Here is a 22792-nt window from a genome sequence, read left to right on the forward strand (position 1 = left end):
ATGATCCGAACCACGTGACTGCAGCGGGTAGCAGGCAAGATAAATTGTCAGTATACCAGTGAAATTAAAGGCAGATTGTTATGGCAAAAAAAAGTATAGGTCAGCTTAAGTTGCAGGTTCCTGCAGGGGCTGCTACTCCATCTCCACCGATTGGTCCAGCTCTTGGGCAGCGTGGTATTAATATCATGGAATTTTGTAAGGCGTTTAATGCAGCTACACAAGAAATGGAAAAGGGGGCGCCGATTCCAGTTGTTATTACGTATTACCAAGATAAGTCTTTCACATTTTCTCTCAAGACGCCTCCTGTATCATTCTTTTTAAAGAAAGAAGCAAACCTGAAATCTGGTTCAAAAGAGCCTGGTAAAGTGTCTGTAGGAAGCATTTCTCGCGATAAAATTCGTTCGATTGCGGAATCAAAGATGAAAGATCTTAATGCGAATGACATTGAGGCAGCAATGCGTATGGTTGAAGGTTCTGCTCGCTCGATGGGCTTGGAAGTGGTGGGCTAATATTATGGCAAAAGTAGCAAAAAGAATAAAAAATATCCGAAAAGATATTGATTTTAATGAACTTTACGCTTTAAAAGATGCTGTTTTAATGGTTAAGGAGCGTGCAGTTGCTAAGTTTGATGAAACAATCGAAATTTCAATGAACTTGGGTGTTGATCCTCGTCATGCTGATCAAATGGTTCGAGGAGTTGCTCATTTGCCTAATGGAACAGGACGAAATATTCGTGTTGCTGTTTTTGCTCGTGGGGATAAGGCTGAGGAAGCTAAGGCGGCAGGAGCTGATATTGTGGGTGCTGAAGAATTATTTGAAAGCATTAATGGAGGAACGATAGACTTTGATCGTTGTATTGCAACACCAGACATGATGCCTCTTGTTGGTCGTCTTGGTAAGATTCTTGGTCCACGGAGTTTGATGCCAAATCCGAAAGTTGGTACTGTAACACTTGATGTCGCTGGTGCTGTGAAAGCTTCTAAAGGTGGTGCTGTTGAGTTTCGTGTGGAAAAAGCTGGTATCGTGCATGCTGGTATTGGTAAGGCTTCTTTTGGTGTTGAGAAAATCGTAGAAAATATAAAAGCCTTTGCAAGTGCAGTTATTAAAGCCAAACCGCAAGGTGCAAAAGGTGAGTATATTAAGCGCGTTGCTGTTTCTTCGACTATGGGAATTGGTGTTAAAGTTGATCCAGCAACGGTTCGTTCAGAGTCAGTATAAGCTGATTTATAATTTTGTTTTGGGGTATGTGAATATCAAAATTGTATTTAAAATGCTGGTTTTGATCAGCATTTAGTTATCTAAGCTTTATAGGGCTTAGGTTATACCGGGAGAAATTCCGGAATATCCTGTCCGAGATTGTAGGTGGTGCTTTTAAGTATCTTAATCAAAAAAACCTGCATGAGACTGGGGTAAAAACTGAGAGTTAAAAGACTTAAAGGGTTTGAGCCAAGGTTGCCTTTGAACGCTGTGCGTGAAAAAGGGGACAGGATCCTCATCGGTGACATGAAGTATTTTATGTTATCAAAGGTAACCAACAGATTTGTTTTAAGCAAATCTGTTAAATGGAGAGAGACAGTGAATAGAGCGGAAAAACGCGAATTTGTTACATGGCTTAACGAGGCTTTTCGGAAGTCTGGTTCTGTTGTTGTTGCACATTATTCCGGTCTGACAGTTTCACAGATGAATGATTTGCGTTCGAAAATGGGTGAAGCTGGCGGTGCCGTTAAAGTCGCCAAAAACCGTCTTGCTAAAATCGCTCTTCAGGGCACGGAATCTGAATCGATAATGGGTTTGTTTACTGGACAAACACTTATTGCTTATTCAGAAGATCCAATCACAGCGCCGAAAGTTGCTGTTGATTTTGCGAAAAGCAATGACAAATTTGTCATCCTTGGCGGTTCAATGGGTGCAACAAGTTTAACTGTAGATGCTGTGAAGTCATTGGCTTCGTTGCCTTCATTAAACGAGTTGCGTGCAAAACTTGTGGGTATGATTTCTACCCCTGCGACCCGTATTGCACAGGTTGTTAATGCCCCTGCTGGTCAGGTTGCACGTGTCATAGGAGCATATGCTCAGGAGGATAAGGCGGCTTAAGGCTGTTTGTATTCACGTTTATGGAAGAGCTTTAATGCTTTTCTGTTTTTTTGAATAAGATTAATAATGGTTCAAATCTTTTAATTGAAGGAATTTAAAAATGGCTGATCTAGAGAAGATCGTAGAAGACCTTTCTAATCTAACCCTTTTGGAAGCCGCTGAGCTTTCTAAGTTACTTGAAGAAAAGTGGGGAGTTTCGGCTGCTGCTCCTGTAGCTGTTGCTGCTGTTGCCGGTGCCGCTGCTCCAGCTGCTGAAGAAAAAACAGAGTTTGATGTTATTCTTGTTGAAGGTGGTGCACAAAAAATTAATGTTATTAAGGAAGTTCGTGCTCTTACTGGACTTGGTCTTAAAGAAGCTAAAGATCTGGTTGAAGGAGCACCTAAGCCTATTAAAGAAGGTGCTTCTAAAGAAGAAGCAGAAAAAATTAAATCTCAACTTGAAGCTGCTGGTGCTAAAGTGGAACTTAAGTAAATTTAATTTTATCGGCGGGCATTTATGTTTGCCGATTTTCTTTCTCTTAATACAAAAGAGGGAAAATAATGAGTAAAAAACCTTTTCCCAATGGTTTCGTAACAATAATGGGATGGGTTTGGATTACTCATCCCTTCGTCATAAAGTCAGAAAGATGAATGGCTTATGTTGGTGGGGAAAAGTAATGATGCTCATTATTGAGTGTCAAGTGAACTGGTCTGCATATGCAGGTTAATGATATAAGGCTTTCAAGGTTTGTTTACCTTGAAGAGTAAAGATCAAGGAGCGACGATGGCTCAGACTCACGCAATGATGTCTCAATTCAATGGTCGTAAGCGCGTACGCAAATTTTTTGGTAAGATTCCTGAAGTAGCAGAAATGCCGAATCTTATTGAGGTTCAAAAAGCGTCATACGATCAGTTTCTCATGGTTGAGGAACCGAAAGGTGGACGACCAGATGAAGGTTTGCAGGCTGTTTTTAAATCGGTTTTTCCTATTTCGGATTTTTCCGGTACAGCTATGCTTGAGTTTGTTGGTTATGAATTTGATTTACCAAAATTTGATGTTGAAGAGTGCCGTCAACGTGATTTAACTTATGCAGCCCCATTAAAGGTGATATTGCGTTTAATTGTTTTTGATGTTGATGAGGACACTGGCTCCAAAGATATCAAAGACATCAAAGAGCAAGGCGTTTATATGGGCGATATGCCTTTAATGACGACGAATGGTACCTTTATTGTTAATGGTACGGAACGTGTTATTGTTTCTCAAATGCATCGTTCTCCTGGTGTCTTTTTTGACCACGATAAAGGAAAGTCCCATTCATCAGGAAAGCTTCTTTTTGCTGCTCGTGTTATTCCGTATCGTGGCTCTTGGCTTGATATTGAGTTTGATGCTAAGGACATCATTTATGCTCGTATTGATCGACGCCGCAAGATTCCTGTTACCAGCCTTTTGATGGCATTGGGTATGGATGGGTCGGATATTTTGTCGACGTTTTATGATAAAGTAACTTATGAACGTGATGGAGAAGGATGGCGTGTTCCTTATTCTGTTGATCGCTTTAAAGGAATGAAGCTCATTTCTGACCTTATAGACGCAGATAGTGGTGAAGTTGTTGCGGAGGCTGGTAAGAAATTAACAGTTCGTACTGCAAAATTTTTGGCAGAAAAAGGACTTAAAGCGGTTAAAGTTAGTGAAGATGATTTATTAGGTTGTTATCTAGCCGAAGATATTGTCAATTACGAAACAGGTGAAATCTATCTTGAAGCTGGTGATGAAATTGACGAAAAAGTATTAAAAATTTTGCTTGATGTTAGTGCTGACCAAATCAATATCCTTGATATTGATCACATGAATATTGGCGCTTATATCCGCAATACTTTAAAGGTGGATAAAAATGAAAGTCGGCAGGATGCATTATTTGATATTTACCGAGTGATGCGTCCAGGAGAGCCCCCAACGATTGATACAGCAGAAGCAATGTTCCATTCATTGTTTTTTGATACAGAACGTTATGATCTTTCAGCTGTTGGGCGTGTTAAGATGAATTTGCGTATGGATCTTGATTGTCCAGACACTATTCGCATTTTACGCCAAGAGGATATTATTGCTGTTGTTAAGATGTTGGTTGAACTGCGTGATGGTCGTGGTGAAATTGATGATATTGATAATCTTGGCAACCGTCGCGTTCGTTCCGTTGGGGAGCTGATGGAAAATCAATATCGCATTGGTCTTCTTCGTATGGAGCGTGCGATAAAAGAGCGTATGTCATCGGTTGAGATTGATACAGTTATGCCACAGGATTTGATCAATGCAAAGCCTGCAGCAGCAGCAGTTCGTGAATTTTTTGGGTCTTCACAATTGTCGCAGTTTATGGATCAAACCAATCCATTGTCGGAAATTACCCATAAGCGCCGTCTTTCTGCTCTTGGTCCAGGTGGTTTGACTCGTGAACGTGCGGGCTTTGAGGTCCGTGACGTACATCCTACGCATTATGGTCGTATTTGTCCGATTGAAACACCAGAAGGACCCAATATTGGTCTCATTAACTCCTTAGCAACATTTGCGCGAGTTAACAAATATGGCTTTATTGAAAGCCCATATCGAAAAATTATTGATGGAAAAGTTACAAAAGAAGTTATTTATCTTTCCGCGATGGAAGAGGCGAAGCATTATGTTGCTCAGGCTAATTCCTCATTAGATAGTGAAGGTCGTTTTATAGAAGAGTTTGTTGTTTGCCGTCATGCTGGTGAAGTTTTAATGGCGCCGCGTGATCATGTTGATTTGATGGATGTTTCACCAAAACAGTTGGTTTCAGTTGCAGCAGCGCTTATTCCTTTTTTGGAAAATGATGATGCGAATCGTGCGCTTATGGGATCAAATATGCAGCGTCAGGCAGTTCCTCTTGTACGCGCTGAAGCGCCATTTGTTGGGACGGGAATGGAATCCATAGTTGCGCGCGATTCAGGAGCAGCTGTGAGTGCAAAACGTAGTGGTATTGTTGATCAAGTCGATGCTACCCGTATTGTTATCCGTGCAACAGAAGATTTAGATCCTTCAAAATCAGGCGTTGATATTTACCGCTTACAGAAATTTCAGCGTTCTAATCAGTCCACTTGTATTAATCAGCGTCCTCTTGTGCATGTCGGTGATAGGGTAGAAAAAGGTGATATCATTGCAGATGGTCCATCAACGGATCTTGGTGATTTAGCTCTTGGGCGGAATGTTCTCGTAGCCTTTATGCCTTGGAATGGATACAATTATGAAGATTCTATTTTGTTATCCGAGCGCATTGTTGCTGATGATGTGTTTACTTCAATTCATATTGAGGAATTTGAAGTTGCAGCACGCGATACAAAACTTGGTCCTGAGGAAATTACGCGCGACATTCCTAATGTTGCGGAAGAAGCATTAAGAAATCTTGATGAAGCTGGCATTATTTATATTGGTGCTGAAGTTCAACCAGGTGATATTTTAGTTGGAAAGATTACCCCAAAAGGTGAAAGTCCAATGACGCCAGAAGAAAAGCTTCTGCGTGCAATTTTTGGGGAAAAGGCATCTGATGTTCGTGATACTTCTATGCGTATGCCTCCTGGGACTTTTGGTACTGTTGTTGAAGTTCGCGTTTTTAATCGCCATGGCGTGGAAAAAGATGAACGTGCGATGGCAATTGAGCGTGAAGAAATTGAGCGTTTAGCAAAAGACCGTGATGATGAACAGTCTATTCTTGATCGCAATGTTTATGCGCGCCTCATCGATATGTTGACAGGTAAAATTGCCGTAGAAGGTCCGAAAGGCTTTTCGGGGGACAAAAAGCTTGATAGTACGGTAATGGGGCAATATCCACGATCCCAGTGGTGGCAATTTGCTGTTGAGGATGAAAAGCTTCAAAATGAAATTGAAGCTTTGCGCAAGCAATATGATGAATCAAAAGAAGCATTACAACGTCGCTTTATGGATAAAGTTGAAAAGGTCCAAAGAGGTGATGAAATGCCTCCTGGCGTCATGAAAATGGTGAAGGTTTTTGTGGCTGTGAAGCGCAAAATCCAACCAGGTGATAAGATGGCGGGACGTCACGGGAATAAGGGTGTTGTCTCACGCATTCTTCCCGTAGAAGATATGCCATTTCTTGAAGATGGAACTCATGCTGATATCGTCTTGAATCCGCTTGGTGTGCCTAGTCGTATGAATGTTGGACAAATTCTTGAGACACACCTTGGTTGGGCATGTGCGGGAATGGGCAAGAAGATTGGTGATTTGTTAGAGTTATATCAAGAGACTGGGGATATATTGCCTTTGCGCCAGCGTATTGAAAATCTTATGCCTGATGATAATCATAATGAACCAGTCCGTCAGTATGATAATGAAAGTCTTTACAAATTGGCATTACAGATGAAGAAAGGTGTTTCAATTGCAACGCCTGTTTTTGATGGAGCGCATGAGTCTGATATTAACATGATGCTGGAAGATGCAGGCTTAGATAGTTCAGGGCAGGTTACGCTTTATGATGGTCGTACTGGAGAGCCTTTTGATCGTCCAGTAACGGTGGGATATATTTACATGTTGAAATTGCATCACCTTGTGGATGATAAGATTCATGCACGTTCGATAGGTCCCTATTCACTTGTTACGCAGCAGCCACTAGGAGGTAAGGCACAGTTTGGTGGTCAGCGTTTTGGTGAAATGGAGGTTTGGGCACTTGAAGCTTATGGTGCTGCATACACTTTGCAGGAGATGCTAACAGTAAAATCAGATGATGTGGCTGGTCGAACGAAAGTCTATGAGGCAATTGTGCGTGGTGATGATACATTTGAGGCGGGTATACCCGAAAGCTTTAATGTGTTGGTAAAAGAAATGCGTTCACTCGCTCTTAATGTGGAGCTTGATGATGCGCGTGAACTTATTGCACAGCGGGCATTGTCTGATACGGCAGAATAATAATTCGAGGAGCGCACTAGAAAAAGGTTGCGCTTTGATTACCTTAAGAAGCTCAATAACCTTATTAAGGTTATACAGGTCGTTTTTTAAAGTGAATGTATTTTAAAGAAGATTTGTTATAAAATAAATGAGATATTACAACAGGTTCTAAGAATCTTTGAAGGAGAACAGCATGAACCACGAGGTCATGAATCTTTTCAATCCTCAAGCGCCAGCGCAGACATTTGACTCTATTCGTATTTCTATTGCGAGTCCTGAGAAAATTTTGTCCTGGTCGTATGGTGAGATTAAGAAGCCTGAGACTATTAATTATAGGACTTTTAAACCAGAGCGTGATGGTCTTTTTTGTGCACGTATATTTGGCCCTATTAAAGACTATGAATGTCTATGTGGCAAATATAAACGCATGAAGTATAAGGGCATTATTTGTGAAAAATGTGGTGTAGAGGTTACTCTTTCGCGCGTACGTCGTGAGCGTATGGGGCATATTGAGCTTGCGGCACCTGTTGCGCATATATGGTTTCTTAAATCATTACCAGGTCGTATTTCTACACTTTTAGATTTAACTTTAAAAGATATTGAGCGGGTTCTTTATTTTGAGAATTATATTGTAACCGAACCAGGGTTGACATCTCTTAAGCTCCATCAGCTTCTTTCTGAAGAAGAATATATGCTTGCTATTGATGAGTTTGGAGAAGATCAGTTTACAGCTATGATTGGCGCTGAAGCTATCTACGAGCTTTTAGCTGGTATGGAGTTAAATAAAATCGCCAATGATTTGCGTCTCCAATTAGCTGAAACAACTTCAGAGTTAAAGCAGAAAAAATTGATTAAACGACTTAAAATCGTTGAAAACTTTCTTGAATCTGGAAATAAGCCAGAGTGGATGATTATGAAAACAATTCCGGTTATTCCACCGGATTTGCGTCCATTGGTTCCGCTTGATGGTGGGCGTTTTGCGACATCAGATCTGAATGATCTTTATCGGCGTGTTATTAATCGTAATAACCGCTTGAAACGGCTGATTGAATTGCGTGCTCCTGGAATTATCGTGCGCAATGAAAAGCGTATGGTACAAGAAGCTGTTGATGCATTGTTTGATAATGGACGGCGTGGGCGTGTGATTACTGGAGCCAATAAACGTCCTCTCAAGTCTCTATCAGATATGTTGAAGGGCAAGCAAGGACGTTTTCGTCAGAACTTACTTGGGAAGCGTGTTGATTACTCAGGGCGTTCTGTTATTGTGACGGGTCCTGAATTAAAATTGCATCAATGTGGTCTTCCCAAAAAAATGGCTCTTGAATTATTTAAGCCTTTTATTTATGCGCGGCTTGATGCAAAAGGCTATTCATCAACAGTAAAACAGGCAAAGAAGCTTGTTGAAAAAGAACATCCAGAAGTTTGGGATATCTTGGATGAGGTTATTCGTGAACATCCTGTTTTACTTAACCGCGCGCCTACATTGCACCGTTTGGGGATTCAGGCTTTTGAACCTATCTTAATTGAAGGCAAAGCTATTCAACTTCATCCACTGGTGTGTACTGCTTTTAATGCGGATTTTGATGGAGATCAGATGGCGGTTCATGTTCCGCTTTCTCTTGAAGCACAGCTTGAAGCCCGTGTTTTGATGATGTCGACCAATAATATTCTTCATCCGGCCAATGGTGCCCCAATTATTGTTCCCTCACAGGATATGGTTCTTGGTCTTTATTATCTTTCAATTGTTTCTGAAAAAGAACCAGGTGAAGGAATGGCTTTTTCTGATATAGGTGAGCTTCATTATGCCTTGGAAAATAAGGTTGTAACGCTTCATACGAAGATTAAAGGCCGTGTTAAGAATATCAGTAAGGATGGAAAAGAAGTTTCTAAACTGTATGATACGACACCTGGTCGTTTGATTATCGGTGAGCTTTTGCCAAGAAATTCGGATATCTCATTTGATCTTGTCAATCAAGAAATGACGAAAAAGAACATTTCTAAAATGATTGATCATGTTTATCGGCACTGTGGACAAAAAGAGACGGTTATTTTTTGTGACCGTATTATGCAGCTTGGTTTTTCTTATGCTTGTCGTGCAGGAATTTCATTCGGGAAGGACGATATGGTTATTCCTGATAGTAAGTCGCGTTTAGTTGCAGAGACAGAAGCTTTGGCTAAGGAGTACGAACAGCAATATAATGATGGTTTGATTACACAAGGTGAAAAATACAATAAGGTTGTAGATGCTTGGGGTAAATGTACAGATCGCGTTGCAGATGAAATGATGAAACGTATTCAAGCTGTTGATTTTGATCCTAAAACAGGTCGTCAACGGCCGATGAATTCGATCTATATGATGTCGCATTCTGGTGCACGTGGTTCTGCTAACCAGATGAGACAATTGGCCGGTATGCGTGGATTAATGGCAAAACCATCGGGTGAAATTATTGAAACCCCCATTATTTCAAATTTTAAAGAAGGTCTAACTGTTAATGAATACTTCAATTCCACGCATGGTGCACGTAAAGGACTTGCTGATACGGCGTTAAAGACGGCGAATTCTGGTTATTTAACACGGCGTCTTGTTGATGTTGCTCAGGATGCTATTATTTCAGCAGTTGATTGTGGTACCGCAAAAGGGCTTACCATGCAGCCAATTGTTGATGCAGGACAAATTGTTGCCTCCCTTGGGCAAAGAATTCTTGGTCGTACAGCGCTTGTTGATATTCTACATCCTGTCTCTGGAGAGGTTATCCTTGAAGGTGGAGCGATGATTGAGGAAGCTGATGTTGCGAAGATTGAAGAAGCCGGGATTCAATCTGTTCAAATTCGTTCTGCTTTAACATGTGAAACACGTCTTGGTGTTTGTGCAAAATGCTATGGTCGTGATTTGGCGCGTGGAACACCTGTTAATCAGGGAGAAGCCGTTGGTGTTATTGCTGCTCAATCCATTGGTGAGCCGGGGACACAGCTTACTATGCGTACTTTCCACTTAGGAGGAACTGCGCAGGTTGTTGATTCATCGTATTTAGAGGCATCTTATGAAGGTAAAGTGGAGATTCGTAATCGTAATGTGGTTCGTAACTCTGAAGGACATTTGGTTGTTATGGGGCGTAATATGGCTATCCTTATCAAGGATGAGTTAGGAAAAGAGCGTGTTGTACATCGTGTTAGTTATGGTGCCCATATTTTTGTTGATGATGGTGATGTGGTTAAACGTGGCCAACGTATAGCAGAATGGGATCCTTATACACGTCCAATTTTAACGGAAGTTGAAGGCTATGTGGGTTTTGAAGATATGGTTGATGGTTTATCTGTCACTGAAACAGCTGATGAATCTACGGGTATTACGAAGCGTTTGGTGATTGATTGGCGCGCTAATCCACGTGGTGCAGATCTTAAACCAGCCATTATTATCCACGCAGATAAAGAAGGTGAATCCATTGCTAAATTGTATAAGGGAGGTGAAGCCCGTTATATGATGTCAGTGGAAACTATTCTTTCTGTTGAGCTTGGCGCTCATGTTAAGGCTGGTGATGTTATTGCTCGTTTGCCAATGGAAAGTGCTAAGACGAAAGATATTACGGGTGGTTTACCACGTGTGGCTGAGCTTTTTGAGGCGCGTCGTCCAAAGGATCATGCGATTATTGCTGAAGTAAGTGGCACGATTCGATTCGGCCGTGGTTATAAGAATAAACGTCGTATCATTATTGAACCAAATGATGAAACTCTTGAGGCAGTAGAATATTTGATTCCAAAAGGTAAGTTGTTTCACTTCCAAGAAGGTGATCAAATTGAAAAGGGAGATTATATCCTTGATGGTAATCCAGCACCTCATGATATCTTGGCGATTAAGGGGGTTGAAGCTTTGGCATCTTACCTTGTTAATGAGATTCAGGAGGTTTATCGTTTGCAGGGGGTCCTTATTAATGATAAACACATTGAAGTGATTGTTCGTCAAATGTTGCAAAAAGTTGAAATTACTGAATCTGGAGATTCAGGATATATTCCAGGTGATAATGTTGATCGTATTGAACTTGATGAGATAAATGATAATTTGATTGCAGAAGGGAAAAAACCTGCATCTGGTAATCCCATTCTTCTTGGAATTACAAAAGCTTCTCTTCAAACGCCTTCTTTCATTTCGGCAGCATCGTTTCAGGAAACAACACGTGTTCTTACTGAAGCAGCAGTTTCTGGTAAAATTGATACGTTGCAAGGACTTAAAGAGAACGTTATTGTCGGTCGTCTTATTCCAGCAGGCACGGGTGGTACGATTTCTCAAATCCGTCGTATTGCTGCAGTTCGTGATGATTTGATTGTAGATGAGCAGCGTAAGTCTAGTAATAATGAAGTGGCTAAGGCTATGTTGACAAATATGACAACCGACGCCGTTGCTGAATAATTTAAATACAACATCACATAATATAAAAACGTCTGAATAGAGAGTTCAGACGTTTTTTATCTCGAAATGCAGAAGTTGCATATTCTCCTAAAAAATATCAAAAATTATAAGGCAATAGTTATTTTAAACATCTTTAGTGGCTTATTATTTTGTAACGAAGCTTATCTTTTTTTGTAATTTGACACTAGGTTTTGTGCTAAGTGGGAAGAGATAGGAATAGGTAGTAATTTGTTGTTTTTATGTACAATTTTTACCATTAAATGCGCGTTTTGTCAAAATAGATTTTGACGCCTAAAATTGCGGAATTTACCGAAAATCAGAAAAAAGAGCGTTTTCATAGTAAAAATGAGAGAAGGTTTTGAAAGGTCTTTAAAAATCCTTTGAGAACCACTTAAAGACTCTTTTAAAAAAATAAATTGGTACAAAACCTGCTGGCAAAATATACAAAATCTAGTGATAAGCTACATTTTTGTTACTTTATTTTAAAGTTTCTTAATTTCTAAAAGCAGTATAAAATTTTTCCAAAATATGTGAAACTCAAAAGCCATATTCAAGGAAAAGAGTTGATTATCTACAAATAAAATAATGATTGATTTTGAATTTTAGAAAAATTGTTGGTCGATATCTTCTATAAAGATTTAAAAGGGCTTATAATGAAAGACCAATAGTCTTTTCTGTAATCTAAAAAATAATTGGTTCTCTACTATACAATACTTGTATGACAAGAATGTATTTTCTTATAAATTAGAATGCAGGAAAGTAGAAATTAGAGTGCTTAACTGAAGTTTTATAAAAAATAGATATATTTCTTATAACAATGTGATCTATGAAGACAGAATTATAAAATGTACGGATATTATTCAATTGGAGAATTAACACGTGAGTTTTCAATAACAGCTCGGATTTTACGTTATTTATGAAGAAGAGGGGCTTCTTATCCCTTTCCGGCGTGGAAATACACGGCTTTATACACAAACGGATCGTCATAAGTTAAAACAAATACTGCGCGCTAAAAGAGTTAAATTTTCGTTGTCTAAAATATCTGATATGTTGACAATGGTTGGAAAAATACCTGATGATAAGAAAAAGCTTAAGAAATTAATTGCAGGAATTCATAAAAAACGAGCTGATTTAAAGCAGATGCAGCATGGTATTGATGATCTTATACAGGATTTAGAACGAATTGAGGAGATTTTTTTGAGAGCTTAGCGGAGCTGGGGGTAATCATTGATTATAATATCTGCTTTTAGGCAATTTTTTTATTAAAGAGATAGGTTATACTATCTCTAAGGGGAATCTTTAACACTGTGTAAAATGTGTAAGTCATTTAAAGAAATAGAGTGTTTGAAAAAAGCTGCAAAGGTATTTCGGCAGTATATTGCTCCTTGATAAGCAAAAAAATCTTTTTTATAAAGAAAGTAAAAACAATGGCAGTTTCTCCTATGAGTGTTTTTCAATCTATTTTGTCACGAAAGTCAATTCGCGCTTTTACTGATCAGCCAGTTAGTTTGGAAACAATCAAAGAAATCTTAAAATTTGCAGCACGTGCACCATCTGGAACAAATATTCAGCCATGGCAAGTGATTGTGCTTACAGGAAGTGTATTACAGAAAGTAGGGAAAGAGCTTTCACAACTTGTGTTATCAGGTGTAAAAGGAGAGCGTGAATATAATTATTATCCGCGTCAGTGGCGTGAACCTTACATTTCAAGGCGACGAAAAGTTGGTTTGGATCTTTATCAGAGTCTTGGAATTCAAAAAGGTGATGAAGAAAAAATACTTCATCAAAAGGCACGAAATTTTTTATTTTTTGATGCACCTGTAGGACTCTTATTTACAATGGATCACGACATGGAAATGGGGAGTTGGCTTGATTTGGGTATGTTTATGCAGACCATTATGTTAGCTGCACGTGGATTTGGATTAGATACCTGTCCTCAAGCTGCTTTTGCTGACTATCATAAACAGATTCGTATGCTTTTATCTATTCCTTCTGATCGTCATATTATCTGTGGTATGGCACTTGGTTATCGCGATATGAGTGCTCCAGAAAATAATTTTGAGACAGAACGAGAATCGTTAGAAAATTTTGTACGTTTCATTGAAACATACCCATAAAATATTTTATATAATTAAGCATACGCTTTGAAGAAATTGGTGCATTATGAAAAATATTTCCGATAAGAATTTCTTATTCTTATTGAATTTTGATGTTGCATATTAACACTTATTTTACTACGTTTGGAACATTAAGAGCGATGACTCTAGGGGCATTATCCATTTTTAAGGTTGGTTGATGGAAAGCGCTATAGAAAGAAAGTGTTGGGTGGTAGCAAGACGAGCGACGTTCGTATTTATTGCTGTCATTTTTCTAGTTTATCTCGCAATCTGATTTTAAGCGGGACAAACGTTATGAAAAAGCATATATGCTCAAGCTGTACTATAGTTTTTATAGTTTTGAGGTGATACGTGTTTCTATCTGTTTTTGAACTTTTTAAAATTGGGATTGGTCCTTCTAGCTCACATACGATGGGGCCGATGACGGCTGCTAATATGTTTTTGCAAGAGATAGGAGATTTTTCTCAGTCGTCTGATATTCAAGTTTCTCATATACGTGTTTATCTTTATGGTTCTTTAGCTTTCACGGGTATTGGTCATGCAACAGATAGGGCTATCATATTAGGACTTTTAGGAGAAAAAGCTTCTACTGTTGATCCTGATAGCATAGGGGTTTTGTTAGAAAAAGTTATACGTGAAAAAAAAGTGCAACCAGAAGGCCATCCCACTTATCAGTTTGATGTGCAACGTGATCTCATTTTTGAACGAAAGAAAATCCTCCCTGGACATACAAATGGACTAGCCTTTGAAGGACTTAATACTGATGGGAATGTTCTGTTGCGGCAAATTTATTATTCTATCGGTGGTGGCTTTGTTGTGACTGAGGATGAATTAAGCCATATGAATGATAATATACAACCAGAAGCATTTGAGGTACCATATCCATTTGATTCTGCTCGTACAATGTTATCAATGGCAGAAAAATCAGGACTTTCAATTGCTGAAATGAAACGCTTAAATGAAGAAACAAAGATAGAGCGTTCTTCTCTTGATACAGGGCTTGATGAAATTTTTTCAGCGATGACAAATTGCATTGATAGAGGTCTTTCACAAGAAGGTGAGTTGCCTGGTGGATTGCGTGTTCTAAGGCGTGCTAAAAAGCTGCATGAAACGCTTTTGAAAAATCAAAAGAAAAATTGCAATTATCCACTTTGGGCAAATGATTGGCTTTCGGTATATGCTATAGCAGTCAATGAGGAAAATGCAGCAGGTGGTCGTGTTGTTACAGCCCCAACAAATGGGGCAGCCGGTGTTGTCCCAGCAGTTTTGCGTTATTATCTTCAATTTAATGATGATTCAGATCGAGATGGAATACATAATTTTCTATTAACGGCAGCAGCTATAGGCGGTGTTATCAAACATAATGCCTCTATTTCTGGTGCAGAAGTTGGGTGTCAAGGTGAAGTTGGAACAGCATCTTCAATGGCCGCAGCAGGGTTGACTGCAGCGTTAGGTGGAACACCAGCTCAAATTGAAAATGCGGCAGAAATTGCGCTTGAACATCATTTGGGAATGACATGTGATCCTGTTGCAGGTCTTGTACAAGTTCCTTGTATTGAGCGTAATGCAATGGGAGCTGTTAAGGCGGTAACGGCTTCTTCTCTTGCATTATATGGTAATGGAGATCATTTTGTTTCTCTTGATACTTGTATAGAAACAATGCGCCAGACTGGTCATGATATGAGTGAACGTTATAAAGAGACAAGCAAAGGTGGTCTTGCAGTTAATGCAATATCTTGTTAAAAGCTGGAACATTTTTCAATCTATAACTAGACTTTTTGGAGAGGGATCGTGTTTCCTGCTAAAGCTTATGTTTTTTTATTACTTATAAATTAAAATTCCAATTTAATTCAGCAGCATGCTTAAAATAAATTTGAGATGCCTCTATACTTTCTTAACGAATAATAGCTTTTGCATGTAAGTTTGGAGGGAGAGTGTTGCTGATATCTGTCTGATTTGTCTCTGAAATAGGAAAAAGTCTAATTTGGAAAAAATAAAAAAGCGTAAAGTAAAATTTTAGTGATCAACCTGCCATTATTTTTTGCTGGGTTTTATGGCTTTTAAAAGTTTTCATAGCCATATCTTTTAAGTAATGGAAGACTATGCATGACTGTCCAAGGAAAATTTGTTTTAAATCTGAATAATTATGATGAGGTGAGAGAGAGTTTTAAAGCTTTTAATTTTTTAAAAGTGAAGATTTTTGGGTACCTAGTATGGTAAAAAAGACCTTGAAAAAAAACGCTAATTTACAATAATTAAAGATATATTGGAGATATCTTTATAAATTCTGTAGCCCAAAAAAATTAAAATAAATAATAACGTATACATAAAAAATATTTATCAAAATTCTCGTGAGAATAGAATGCACACGATAGAACATTATTGTGTTACTCATTTATAAGTTTTTTTTAAAGAAATATCTCTCAACGCTCCCAAACTCATTTCGCGATAGCATCTGTGAGTGGGTATAAAGGTAAATTCCATTGAGTCCCCCATCTTTATGCTTAATAAAAGGAGCACATTGAGCATGATCGCACACTTTGCCAGCTCCCTTATGCGGGGAAAAGTCCTTGGCATTTGAAACGGTTCATTATAGGCATTTTGAGTCTTTCTGGTACAGTTTCACGTCACACGCTCATCCCGTTTATAACATGCAAGAGAACGGTTTCGATTGATTCAACATACACAGATTTGAAATGAGAGAATCTTACGACATTCGAGATTCTCATCTAACATGAAAAATAATAAACCATCTTTATAAATCAGTATCTTGCATATGAATAGTATAATGTAAGTTTTCCATGAATGGTATAAAATCTATAGAGTATTAGCACCTTTATCTATAAAGGGAGAAAATCAGCACTATCATCCTTTTTTCAACTTTCAATGTTACAAAAGATCCTAGTACTTGAAATGATTCATAAGAGATATTTTGATTCCTTTTTAATAAGTTTATATGCCAATCTTTCTCGTGATGAGAAATCGAATAGTTTTGGCTTATTCAATATAAGAAGGAAAATAAGAGAATCTTATAAAAATCTCTTATTGAAGATGTGAAAAATAAATTATATAAATTAAAATCTTAGGAAATCGTTATCATGATATTTAATCTGATAATTTCTTTTATGTTTTTTATCGATAGTATTTGTATTTTTAAATTTTCTTTGTCCGTTGAAAAAAATATCAATAAAAGAAGTTAGATTATTTTTTACAGTGTTTATGTTGTAGGGGGAGACCGTTATTGAGAGGGATTTTCCTTATTGAACTTTTACAATAATCCCTAAAATGATAAACCTTCACTCAATGAATCTATTCATTTTTTCCAGAAAGATATCAAGGACGATTTTTTATATTAAATCCAAAAGCAGAAAAATATTGAGTATTTTTATGTCCTTAACAATGGTTTTATTGAAAGCTTAAAGGTATTGGATAATTGAAAAAGCTGTCAGTACAATTTCTAATGATTTAAGAAAGACGTATGTTTATCAAAAGTTTTTCTGAGACTGTAGAGATGGTTAATAATAAAATAATTTTTTAGAGATGGTCTGTAGAATTAAGTGTTTGTTGCTCCTAGACGGATTTTAATAGGTACATTACCCGTTTGGCTCGCAACGCGTAAGTGAATGCGTACAGGAGGCATTATGAGACGACGGTTGCGCATTGTTTGGCAAATGAGAAGGTTAACAAGAGATTGTGTATCTAAGGTAGTTGAATTATATTTTAAACCAGCAAGTTTTGCGGCAGCATTGTGAAGAGAGCGCAATGAAAGGAGGGATGATTGCTTCAATAAAATTTCTTTTTTATGAAATAAAGCAAAAGCATTATCTGTCATAATACTATCCTAACGCAGAATTCAAAAACTTTTAGTAAGCTACAGTATAGCAGTTAAAATTTGCTTTCTTTAATGTAGAACAAGCATCAAATGCAGCTTTTTTTGATTGAAACCCTGTAAATCGTGCTCGGTAATAACGCTGCCCATTTTTTTCAAACAGTTGCATGTGTGAAGATGCCTGCTTTAAAGTAGAAAAAGCTGCATTTTTTGCTTTTAAAAGCAGAGTTTTTGCTTGTTTTTCACTAGGAAGAGAACCAATTTGGATAGCCCATCCGGCGTTCGCGGACAAAGAGGCTGTTACAATTTTATGAGTCTCAACCGGTATAGTTTTTTGAGGGTTTGGTATTGGTATAATTACCTTATTTACAGCCGTTATTGCGATATTGGAGTTTTTAGGTTGTTCTGCAAATGCTGTCAACATAGTTGAAATTTCATCGTCAAAATCACTTGAATCAGCTTTAATGGTTGGTATAGGAGTATTGGCGCCAGTGGGTAGGTGATAGCGTGCAGAAGCCATTAAACGTTCACCACTTTTCATTTGGCTTGCTTTTGGTAAATATTGATTCAATAAGCTAGCCATATGCTCGTCACGTGCAGTAGATGATTTACCTCCCATAACAACAGCTACAACAGAGCGCCCCTCAAGACGCATTGAAGTTGCTAAATTAGAACCTGACATTTGTGTGTATCCTGTTTTAATTCCATCGACACCTTTCATTATTTTAACGAGTTTATTGTGGCTGTTAATTGTACGTCCATGGAAATTAAAACTTTTTGTTTTGAACAATTTATATTGTTTTGGAAAATGTTTACGTAAAGCTAATGACAAAGTAGCTATATCTCGTGCTGTAGTATAATTGTGCACATCCGGAAGTCCTGAAGCATTTGCGAAATGTGTATGTTTCATACCAAGTTTACGAGCTTTTACTGTCATCATTTGAGCAAATTTTTTTTCACTACCTCCAAGATATTCTGCAATGGCAGCAGCAACATCATTTGCGGATCTTGTAATGAGTGCTTTAGCTGCTGCTTCTGCAGAAATTGTTTGGCCTGCTTTAAAACCAATTTTTGTCGGTGGACGCATTGCTGCATAATGTGAAACAGGAATTGGTGTATTTGGTGTCACACGACGCATCTGCATAGCTTCAAAGAGTAAGTACAATGTCATCATTTTTGTTAAAGAAGCAGGATAACGTTTCAGTGTTGCATTGGCTTGAAATAGAGTTTTTCCCGTGGTAGCATCTATAACAATAGCGGCATACTTATCAGGATAGGCTCCTTGAGGTGTCGCTGATGCCCAACAGTAAGAAAAAGCTAACATAACAAAAGAAATTGTTATTTTTTTATAGTAGCGCATAATTTTTTGATAGTTAATATACACTTGCAGTATCCTATTTCTCCATTTATCTTAAAAAACTTCTATAAAGCTTCCTTTTCTGTAACTTTTTTATGCAGTTTAAACGAATGGTATTACTAATTTGTTTACAGAAGTTATTTTCTGAGTGAGTGATTGAAGTCTAACTATAGAGAGAAAGTTTTTCTCTTATACAAACAGGTATTGCAATAGTTATGAAAGAATTTAAAATTAATAAAAAATGTGCTTCATAGGAAACGATAATGGGACAGACGCTCATAACAAACTCTATAGCTCATATTATGCATAATGAAAAGAGCAAAAATGGTGATGAAGGTAGGCATGGTGCGGTTATAATACCTAAGGCTAAAGCAAAACTCCAAAAACCTAAATTATATCGCGTTCTTTTACTTAATGATGATTACACACCTATGGATTTTGTTGTTTTCGTTTTGAAGAACTTTTTTAAAAAAAATTTCGAAGAGGCAACACGGATTATGTTAAATGTTCATCACAATGGGATAGGTGAATGTGGAACTTATACTTATGAAGTCGCTGAAATGAAAATAGTACAAGTGAGGGAATGTGCACGTCAAAATGAACATCCGTTACAATGTGTAATGGAATGGAAGTGAGGAATTATGCCATCTTTTACACCTAGTCTTGAAGAGGTTTTGCATCGTGCATTAACAATTGCTACTCAAGCACGGCATGAATATGCAACATTAGAGCATCTTCTACTTGCACTGTTAGATGATGCCGATGCAAATTCCGTTATTCAGGCATGCCAAGTAGATGTGGAGGAATTGCGAGAGCGCTTAACCAATTATCTTCGCTCAGAGTTAGATGAACAGATTAGAGCTGATGAGGATACAAAGCCTACAGCTTTTTTCCAGCGTGTTATCCAACGTGCGGTGATTCATGCACAATCAGCTGGAAAAGATGAAGTATCGGGGGCAAATGTTCTTGTTGCAATTTTTTCTGAACGTGAAAGCCATGCAGCATATTTTCTTCAAGAGATGGGAATGACACGCTATGATGCTGTACGTTTTATTTCACATGGTGTCACGCGTGATGATGGGCTATCTATGTTACTTGAAGGACTTGAAGAGCAATTAGATCAGCAGATTTCGGATAATGGTGAAAGAGGAACAAGTGCTTTAACGAATTATTGTGTTGATCTCAATTGTAAAGCACTTAATGGAAAAATTGATTTATTAATTGGCCGAGAAATAGAAATTTCACGCATGATTCAGATTTTATGTCGAAGGTCAAAAAACAATCCGCTTTTGGTTGGTGATCCTGGAGTGGGGAAAACCGCTATAATTGAGGGATTGGCAAAGAGCATTGTTGATGGGCAAGTGCCTGAAGTTTTATCAAATGCAACAATATTTTCTCTTGATATGGGGGGACTTGTTGCTGGTACACGTTATCGCGGTGATTTTGAAGAACGCTTAAAGCAAGTTATTAAAGAGTTTGAGCTGTATCCAGATGCTATTTTATTTATTGATGAAATTCATACCTTAATTGGGGCAGGAGCGACATTAGGGGGAAATATGGATGCAGCAAATCTTTTAAAACCTGTATTATCTTCTGGAACTATGCGATGTATTGGTTCGACGACTTACAGAGAATATCGCAAATTCTTTGAACAAGATCGTGCTTTAGAGCGTCGTTTTCAGAAGATTGATATTAATGAACCTTCTGTTACAGATGCGATTAAGATTTTGCAGGGGATGAAGCCTTACTTTGAAGATTTTCATCAGATTAAATATACAGATCAGGCAATGAAGGCATCCGTAGAATTATCTTCACGCTATATAATTGACCGTAGGTTACCTGACAAAGCAATTGATATTATTGACGAAAGTGGCGCAGCGCAAAAGCTTTTGCCGCAAAAACAGCGCAAGAAGAGTATAGGTGTTAAAGAAATTGAAGCGACTGTTGCTACAATTGCAAGAATTCCACCAAAAACAGTTTCTCGGAATGATCAGAAGATACTGAGTAAGCTTGAAAGAGAACTCAAACATGTTGTTTATGGTCAAGATCAGGCAATTTCTGTCTTGGTTTCATCCATAAAATTGGCGCGAGCAGGTTTACGCGAACCGGATAAACCAATAGGAAGTTATTTATTTTCAGGACCAACAGGTGTAGGAAAAACTGAAGTTGCAAAACAGCTTGCATCATCTTTAGGCATTGAATTATTGCGTTTTGATATGTCAGAATATATGGAACGGCATACGATAGCACGTTTAATCGGAGCTCCTCCAGGTTATATAGGGTTTGATCAAGGCGGCCTCCTTACAGATGCAGTTGATCAGAAACCTTACGCAGTCCTATTGCTAGATGAGATTGAGAAAGCACACCCAGAGTTATTTAATATTTTATTGCAGGTAATGGATTATGGTAAATTAACAGACCATAATGGTAAGAAAATTGATTTCCGCAATGTTATTTTGATTATGACAACCAATGCTGGTGCTTCAGATATGGCAAAATCAGCTATTGGATTTGGGAAAGTACATCGTGATGGTGAGGATATAGAAGCAATTAATCGGTTATTTACACCAGAATTTCGTAATCGGTTAGATGCAATTATTCCGTTTGCACCTTTATCTCACTTAATCATCAATCAGATAGTACAAAAATTTATTTTTCAGCTTGAAGCACAATTAGCTGATCGGGGAATTTGTTTTGAATTAAGTCCTTCTGCAACTTTATGGCTTTCCAATAAAGGATATGATTCTCAGATGGGAGCACGCCCATTAGGGCGTGTTATACAAGAATATATTAAAAAGCCATTAGCAGATGAAATTTTATTTGGAAAGTTACGCAACGGTGGCATCGTTCGCATATTGACACAAAAATCAAATGACAAAAAAGAAAGCTTACAGTTAGAAATCTCATCTTCCAATATATCTGTAGGCTCAAAAAAAAGTAAAATGGAAAATTTTACAAAAAAACGTGTAGGAAAAAAAAGCACAACAAATTAAGAGTTTGTTATAAGGCAGCGCGGATTTTTTTTGCATTCTCTTCAAGTATTTCTGTAGGCGTTATCACATTATTATGAGGGGTAAGTTCTATTCCCTCCATACGTGGTATAATATGGAAATGGAGGTGATAAACGGTTTGTTGGCTAGCTGCTTCATTAAATTGCATGACAGTTATGCCATCTGCTTGAAAGGCTTTTTTGATGGCATTTGCAATTTTTTGAACAGCTTTAATAACAGGAAATAATGTTTCAGTATCTGCATCAAGTAAATTTCTAGAGCCTTTTTTAGGAATGACCAGCGTATGACCTGGTGCCTGTGGCATTATATCCATAAATCCAATAACATCATCATCTTCGTAGACACGAACAGAAGGGATTTCATTGCGAATCAATTTAGCAAAAATATTGTTATTGTCATAAGCTTGTTTCATACAAATATTTCCTTTTATTATAAGTCTAAGATTTTAATTTCAAAACGAAAAAATGCAAGGTTTATCAAAGTTTAAGACAAACGAAGTATTTTGACTTCAGTTATATTTAGGATAGTGCCCTGTCTTAATGAAGATTTAGATTTCTATGATGGCTTCAACTTCTACCGGAACATCCATAGGAAGAGAGGAAACACCAATAGCAGAACGGGCGTGTTTTCCAATTTCACCAAGGATATTAACGAATAAATTAGAAGCTCCATTGGCAACAAAAGGAATATCGGTAAAATGAGAATCTACAGCCACAAAAACAGTAATTTTTACCACACGTTTTATTTTATTTAAGTCACCTAGAGTTGCCTTGAGTTGAGCGAGAATATTGAGAGCGCAAGCTTCGGATGCTTTTTGGGCTTGTTCGGTATTCACAGTTGCACCAACTTTACCGATGGCTATTGGTTTTCCATTAATAAGAGGGAGTTGTCCAGAAATAAAGAGTTGATTGCCACTTTGTGAAGTGGTGATGTAATTAGCAAGGGGGGAGATTACTTCAGGAAGAGTGATTCCGAACTTTTCTAAGTTTTTTTCAATCATATTGGTCATAATTAAACTCCATAGCTACTCTATAATACATTCATTGCATAATCTATTTTTTGATTTAAGGAAATGTGTGGTTAATTGA

The 22792-nt window shown here is 37.8% G+C and carries 14 protein-coding genes and 1 pseudogene; 11 read left to right on the forward strand and 4 right to left on the reverse strand.

The genetic code is table 11. The features are described from left to right. Positions 1–80 precede the first annotated feature (80 nt). The 9 genes and pseudogenes from rplK to QHG57_RS05340 all read left to right on the forward strand — a co-directional run bounded on the left by rplK (position 81) and on the right by QHG57_RS05340 (position 15250). Complete coding sequence (rplK, locus tag QHG57_RS05295; RefSeq protein WP_273723157.1) at positions 81–509, forward strand: 50S ribosomal protein L11; 429 nt, start codon at positions 81–83, stop codon at positions 507–509. A 4-nt stretch (positions 510–513) separates the two neighbouring features. Beyond that, on the forward strand, positions 514–1218 hold the full coding sequence (gene rplA, locus QHG57_RS05300) for a 50S ribosomal protein L1 (protein ID WP_330167430.1): 705 nt from the start codon (positions 514–516) through the stop codon (positions 1216–1218). A gap of 357 nt (positions 1219–1575) precedes the next feature. Beyond that, the gene (gene rplJ / locus QHG57_RS05305; protein ID WP_273723160.1) at positions 1576–2094 is read left to right on the forward strand and encodes a 50S ribosomal protein L10; all 519 of its coding nucleotides are present in this window, start codon (positions 1576–1578) and stop codon (positions 2092–2094) included. A 100-nt stretch (positions 2095–2194) separates the two neighbouring features. Beyond that, positions 2195–2566 carry a 50S ribosomal protein L7/L12 gene (gene rplL, locus QHG57_RS05310; RefSeq protein ID WP_012755028.1) on the forward strand — a complete coding sequence of 124 codons (372 nt, stop codon included), beginning with the start codon at positions 2195–2197 and terminating at the stop codon, positions 2564–2566. A gap of 291 nt (positions 2567–2857) precedes the next feature. After that, a complete protein-coding gene (gene rpoB / locus QHG57_RS05315; protein ID WP_330167431.1) occupies positions 2858–7006 on the forward strand; it encodes a DNA-directed RNA polymerase subunit beta in 4149 nt (1382 codons plus the stop codon). A 172-nt stretch (positions 7007–7178) separates the two neighbouring features. Continuing rightward, a complete protein-coding gene (gene rpoC, locus QHG57_RS05320) occupies positions 7179–11390 on the forward strand; it encodes a DNA-directed RNA polymerase subunit beta' (protein ID WP_330167432.1) in 4212 nt (1403 codons plus the stop codon). Positions 11391–12235: 845 nt separating this feature from the next. Then, positions 12236–12640: pseudogene (locus tag QHG57_RS09775) on the forward strand (MerR family transcriptional regulator). A 177-nt stretch (positions 12641–12817) separates the two neighbouring features. Further along, positions 12818–13507, forward strand: a complete 690-nt coding sequence (locus QHG57_RS05335) for a nitroreductase (protein ID WP_330167434.1) — start codon at positions 12818–12820, stop codon at positions 13505–13507. A gap of 351 nt (positions 13508–13858) precedes the next feature. Further along, complete coding sequence (locus QHG57_RS05340) at positions 13859–15250, forward strand: L-serine ammonia-lyase (protein ID WP_330167435.1); 1392 nt, start codon at positions 13859–13861, stop codon at positions 15248–15250. A gap of 1810 nt (positions 15251–17060) precedes the next feature. On the opposite strand, the gene QHG57_RS05345 is transcribed toward QHG57_RS05340, so the two are convergent. Together QHG57_RS05345 and QHG57_RS05350 are read right to left on the reverse strand one after the other, a co-directional pair. Then, positions 17061–17339 carry a hypothetical protein gene (locus QHG57_RS05345; protein WP_330167436.1) on the reverse strand — a complete coding sequence of 93 codons (279 nt, stop codon included), beginning with the start codon at positions 17337–17339 and terminating at the stop codon, positions 17061–17063. Between the two features lie 31 nt (positions 17340–17370). Then, positions 17371–18720 (reverse strand): D-alanyl-D-alanine carboxypeptidase, encoded by a 1350-nt coding sequence (locus QHG57_RS05350; RefSeq protein WP_330167437.1) that lies wholly within the window; start codon positions 18718–18720, stop codon positions 17371–17373. Between the two features lie 236 nt (positions 18721–18956). Here QHG57_RS05350 and clpS point away from each other — a divergent pair, with 236 nt between their 5' ends. Together clpS and clpA are read left to right on the forward strand one after the other, a co-directional pair. Then, entirely contained in the window at positions 18957–19328 is a 372-nt protein-coding gene (clpS, locus tag QHG57_RS05355) for an ATP-dependent Clp protease adapter ClpS (protein WP_330167438.1), read from the forward strand. A 6-nt stretch (positions 19329–19334) separates the two neighbouring features. After that, entirely contained in the window at positions 19335–21686 is a 2352-nt protein-coding gene (clpA, locus tag QHG57_RS05360) for an ATP-dependent Clp protease ATP-binding subunit ClpA (RefSeq protein ID WP_330168864.1), read from the forward strand. A 7-nt stretch (positions 21687–21693) separates the two neighbouring features. Here the strand turns inward: clpA and QHG57_RS05365 are convergent, their stop codons facing one another. Together QHG57_RS05365 and QHG57_RS05370 are read right to left on the reverse strand one after the other, a co-directional pair. After that, on the reverse strand, positions 21694–22116 hold the full coding sequence (locus QHG57_RS05365; RefSeq protein ID WP_330167440.1) for an HIT family protein: 423 nt from the start codon (positions 22114–22116) through the stop codon (positions 21694–21696). Between the two features lie 135 nt (positions 22117–22251). Further along, the gene (locus QHG57_RS05370; RefSeq protein WP_330167441.1) at positions 22252–22713 is read right to left on the reverse strand and encodes a RidA family protein; all 462 of its coding nucleotides are present in this window, start codon (positions 22711–22713) and stop codon (positions 22252–22254) included. Between the last annotated feature and the right edge of the window lie 79 nt (positions 22714–22792).

The sequence above is a fragment of the Bartonella grahamii subsp. shimonis genome, from assembly GCF_036327415.1.
GTDB lineage: Bacteria > Pseudomonadota > Alphaproteobacteria > Rhizobiales > Rhizobiaceae > Bartonella > Bartonella shimonis.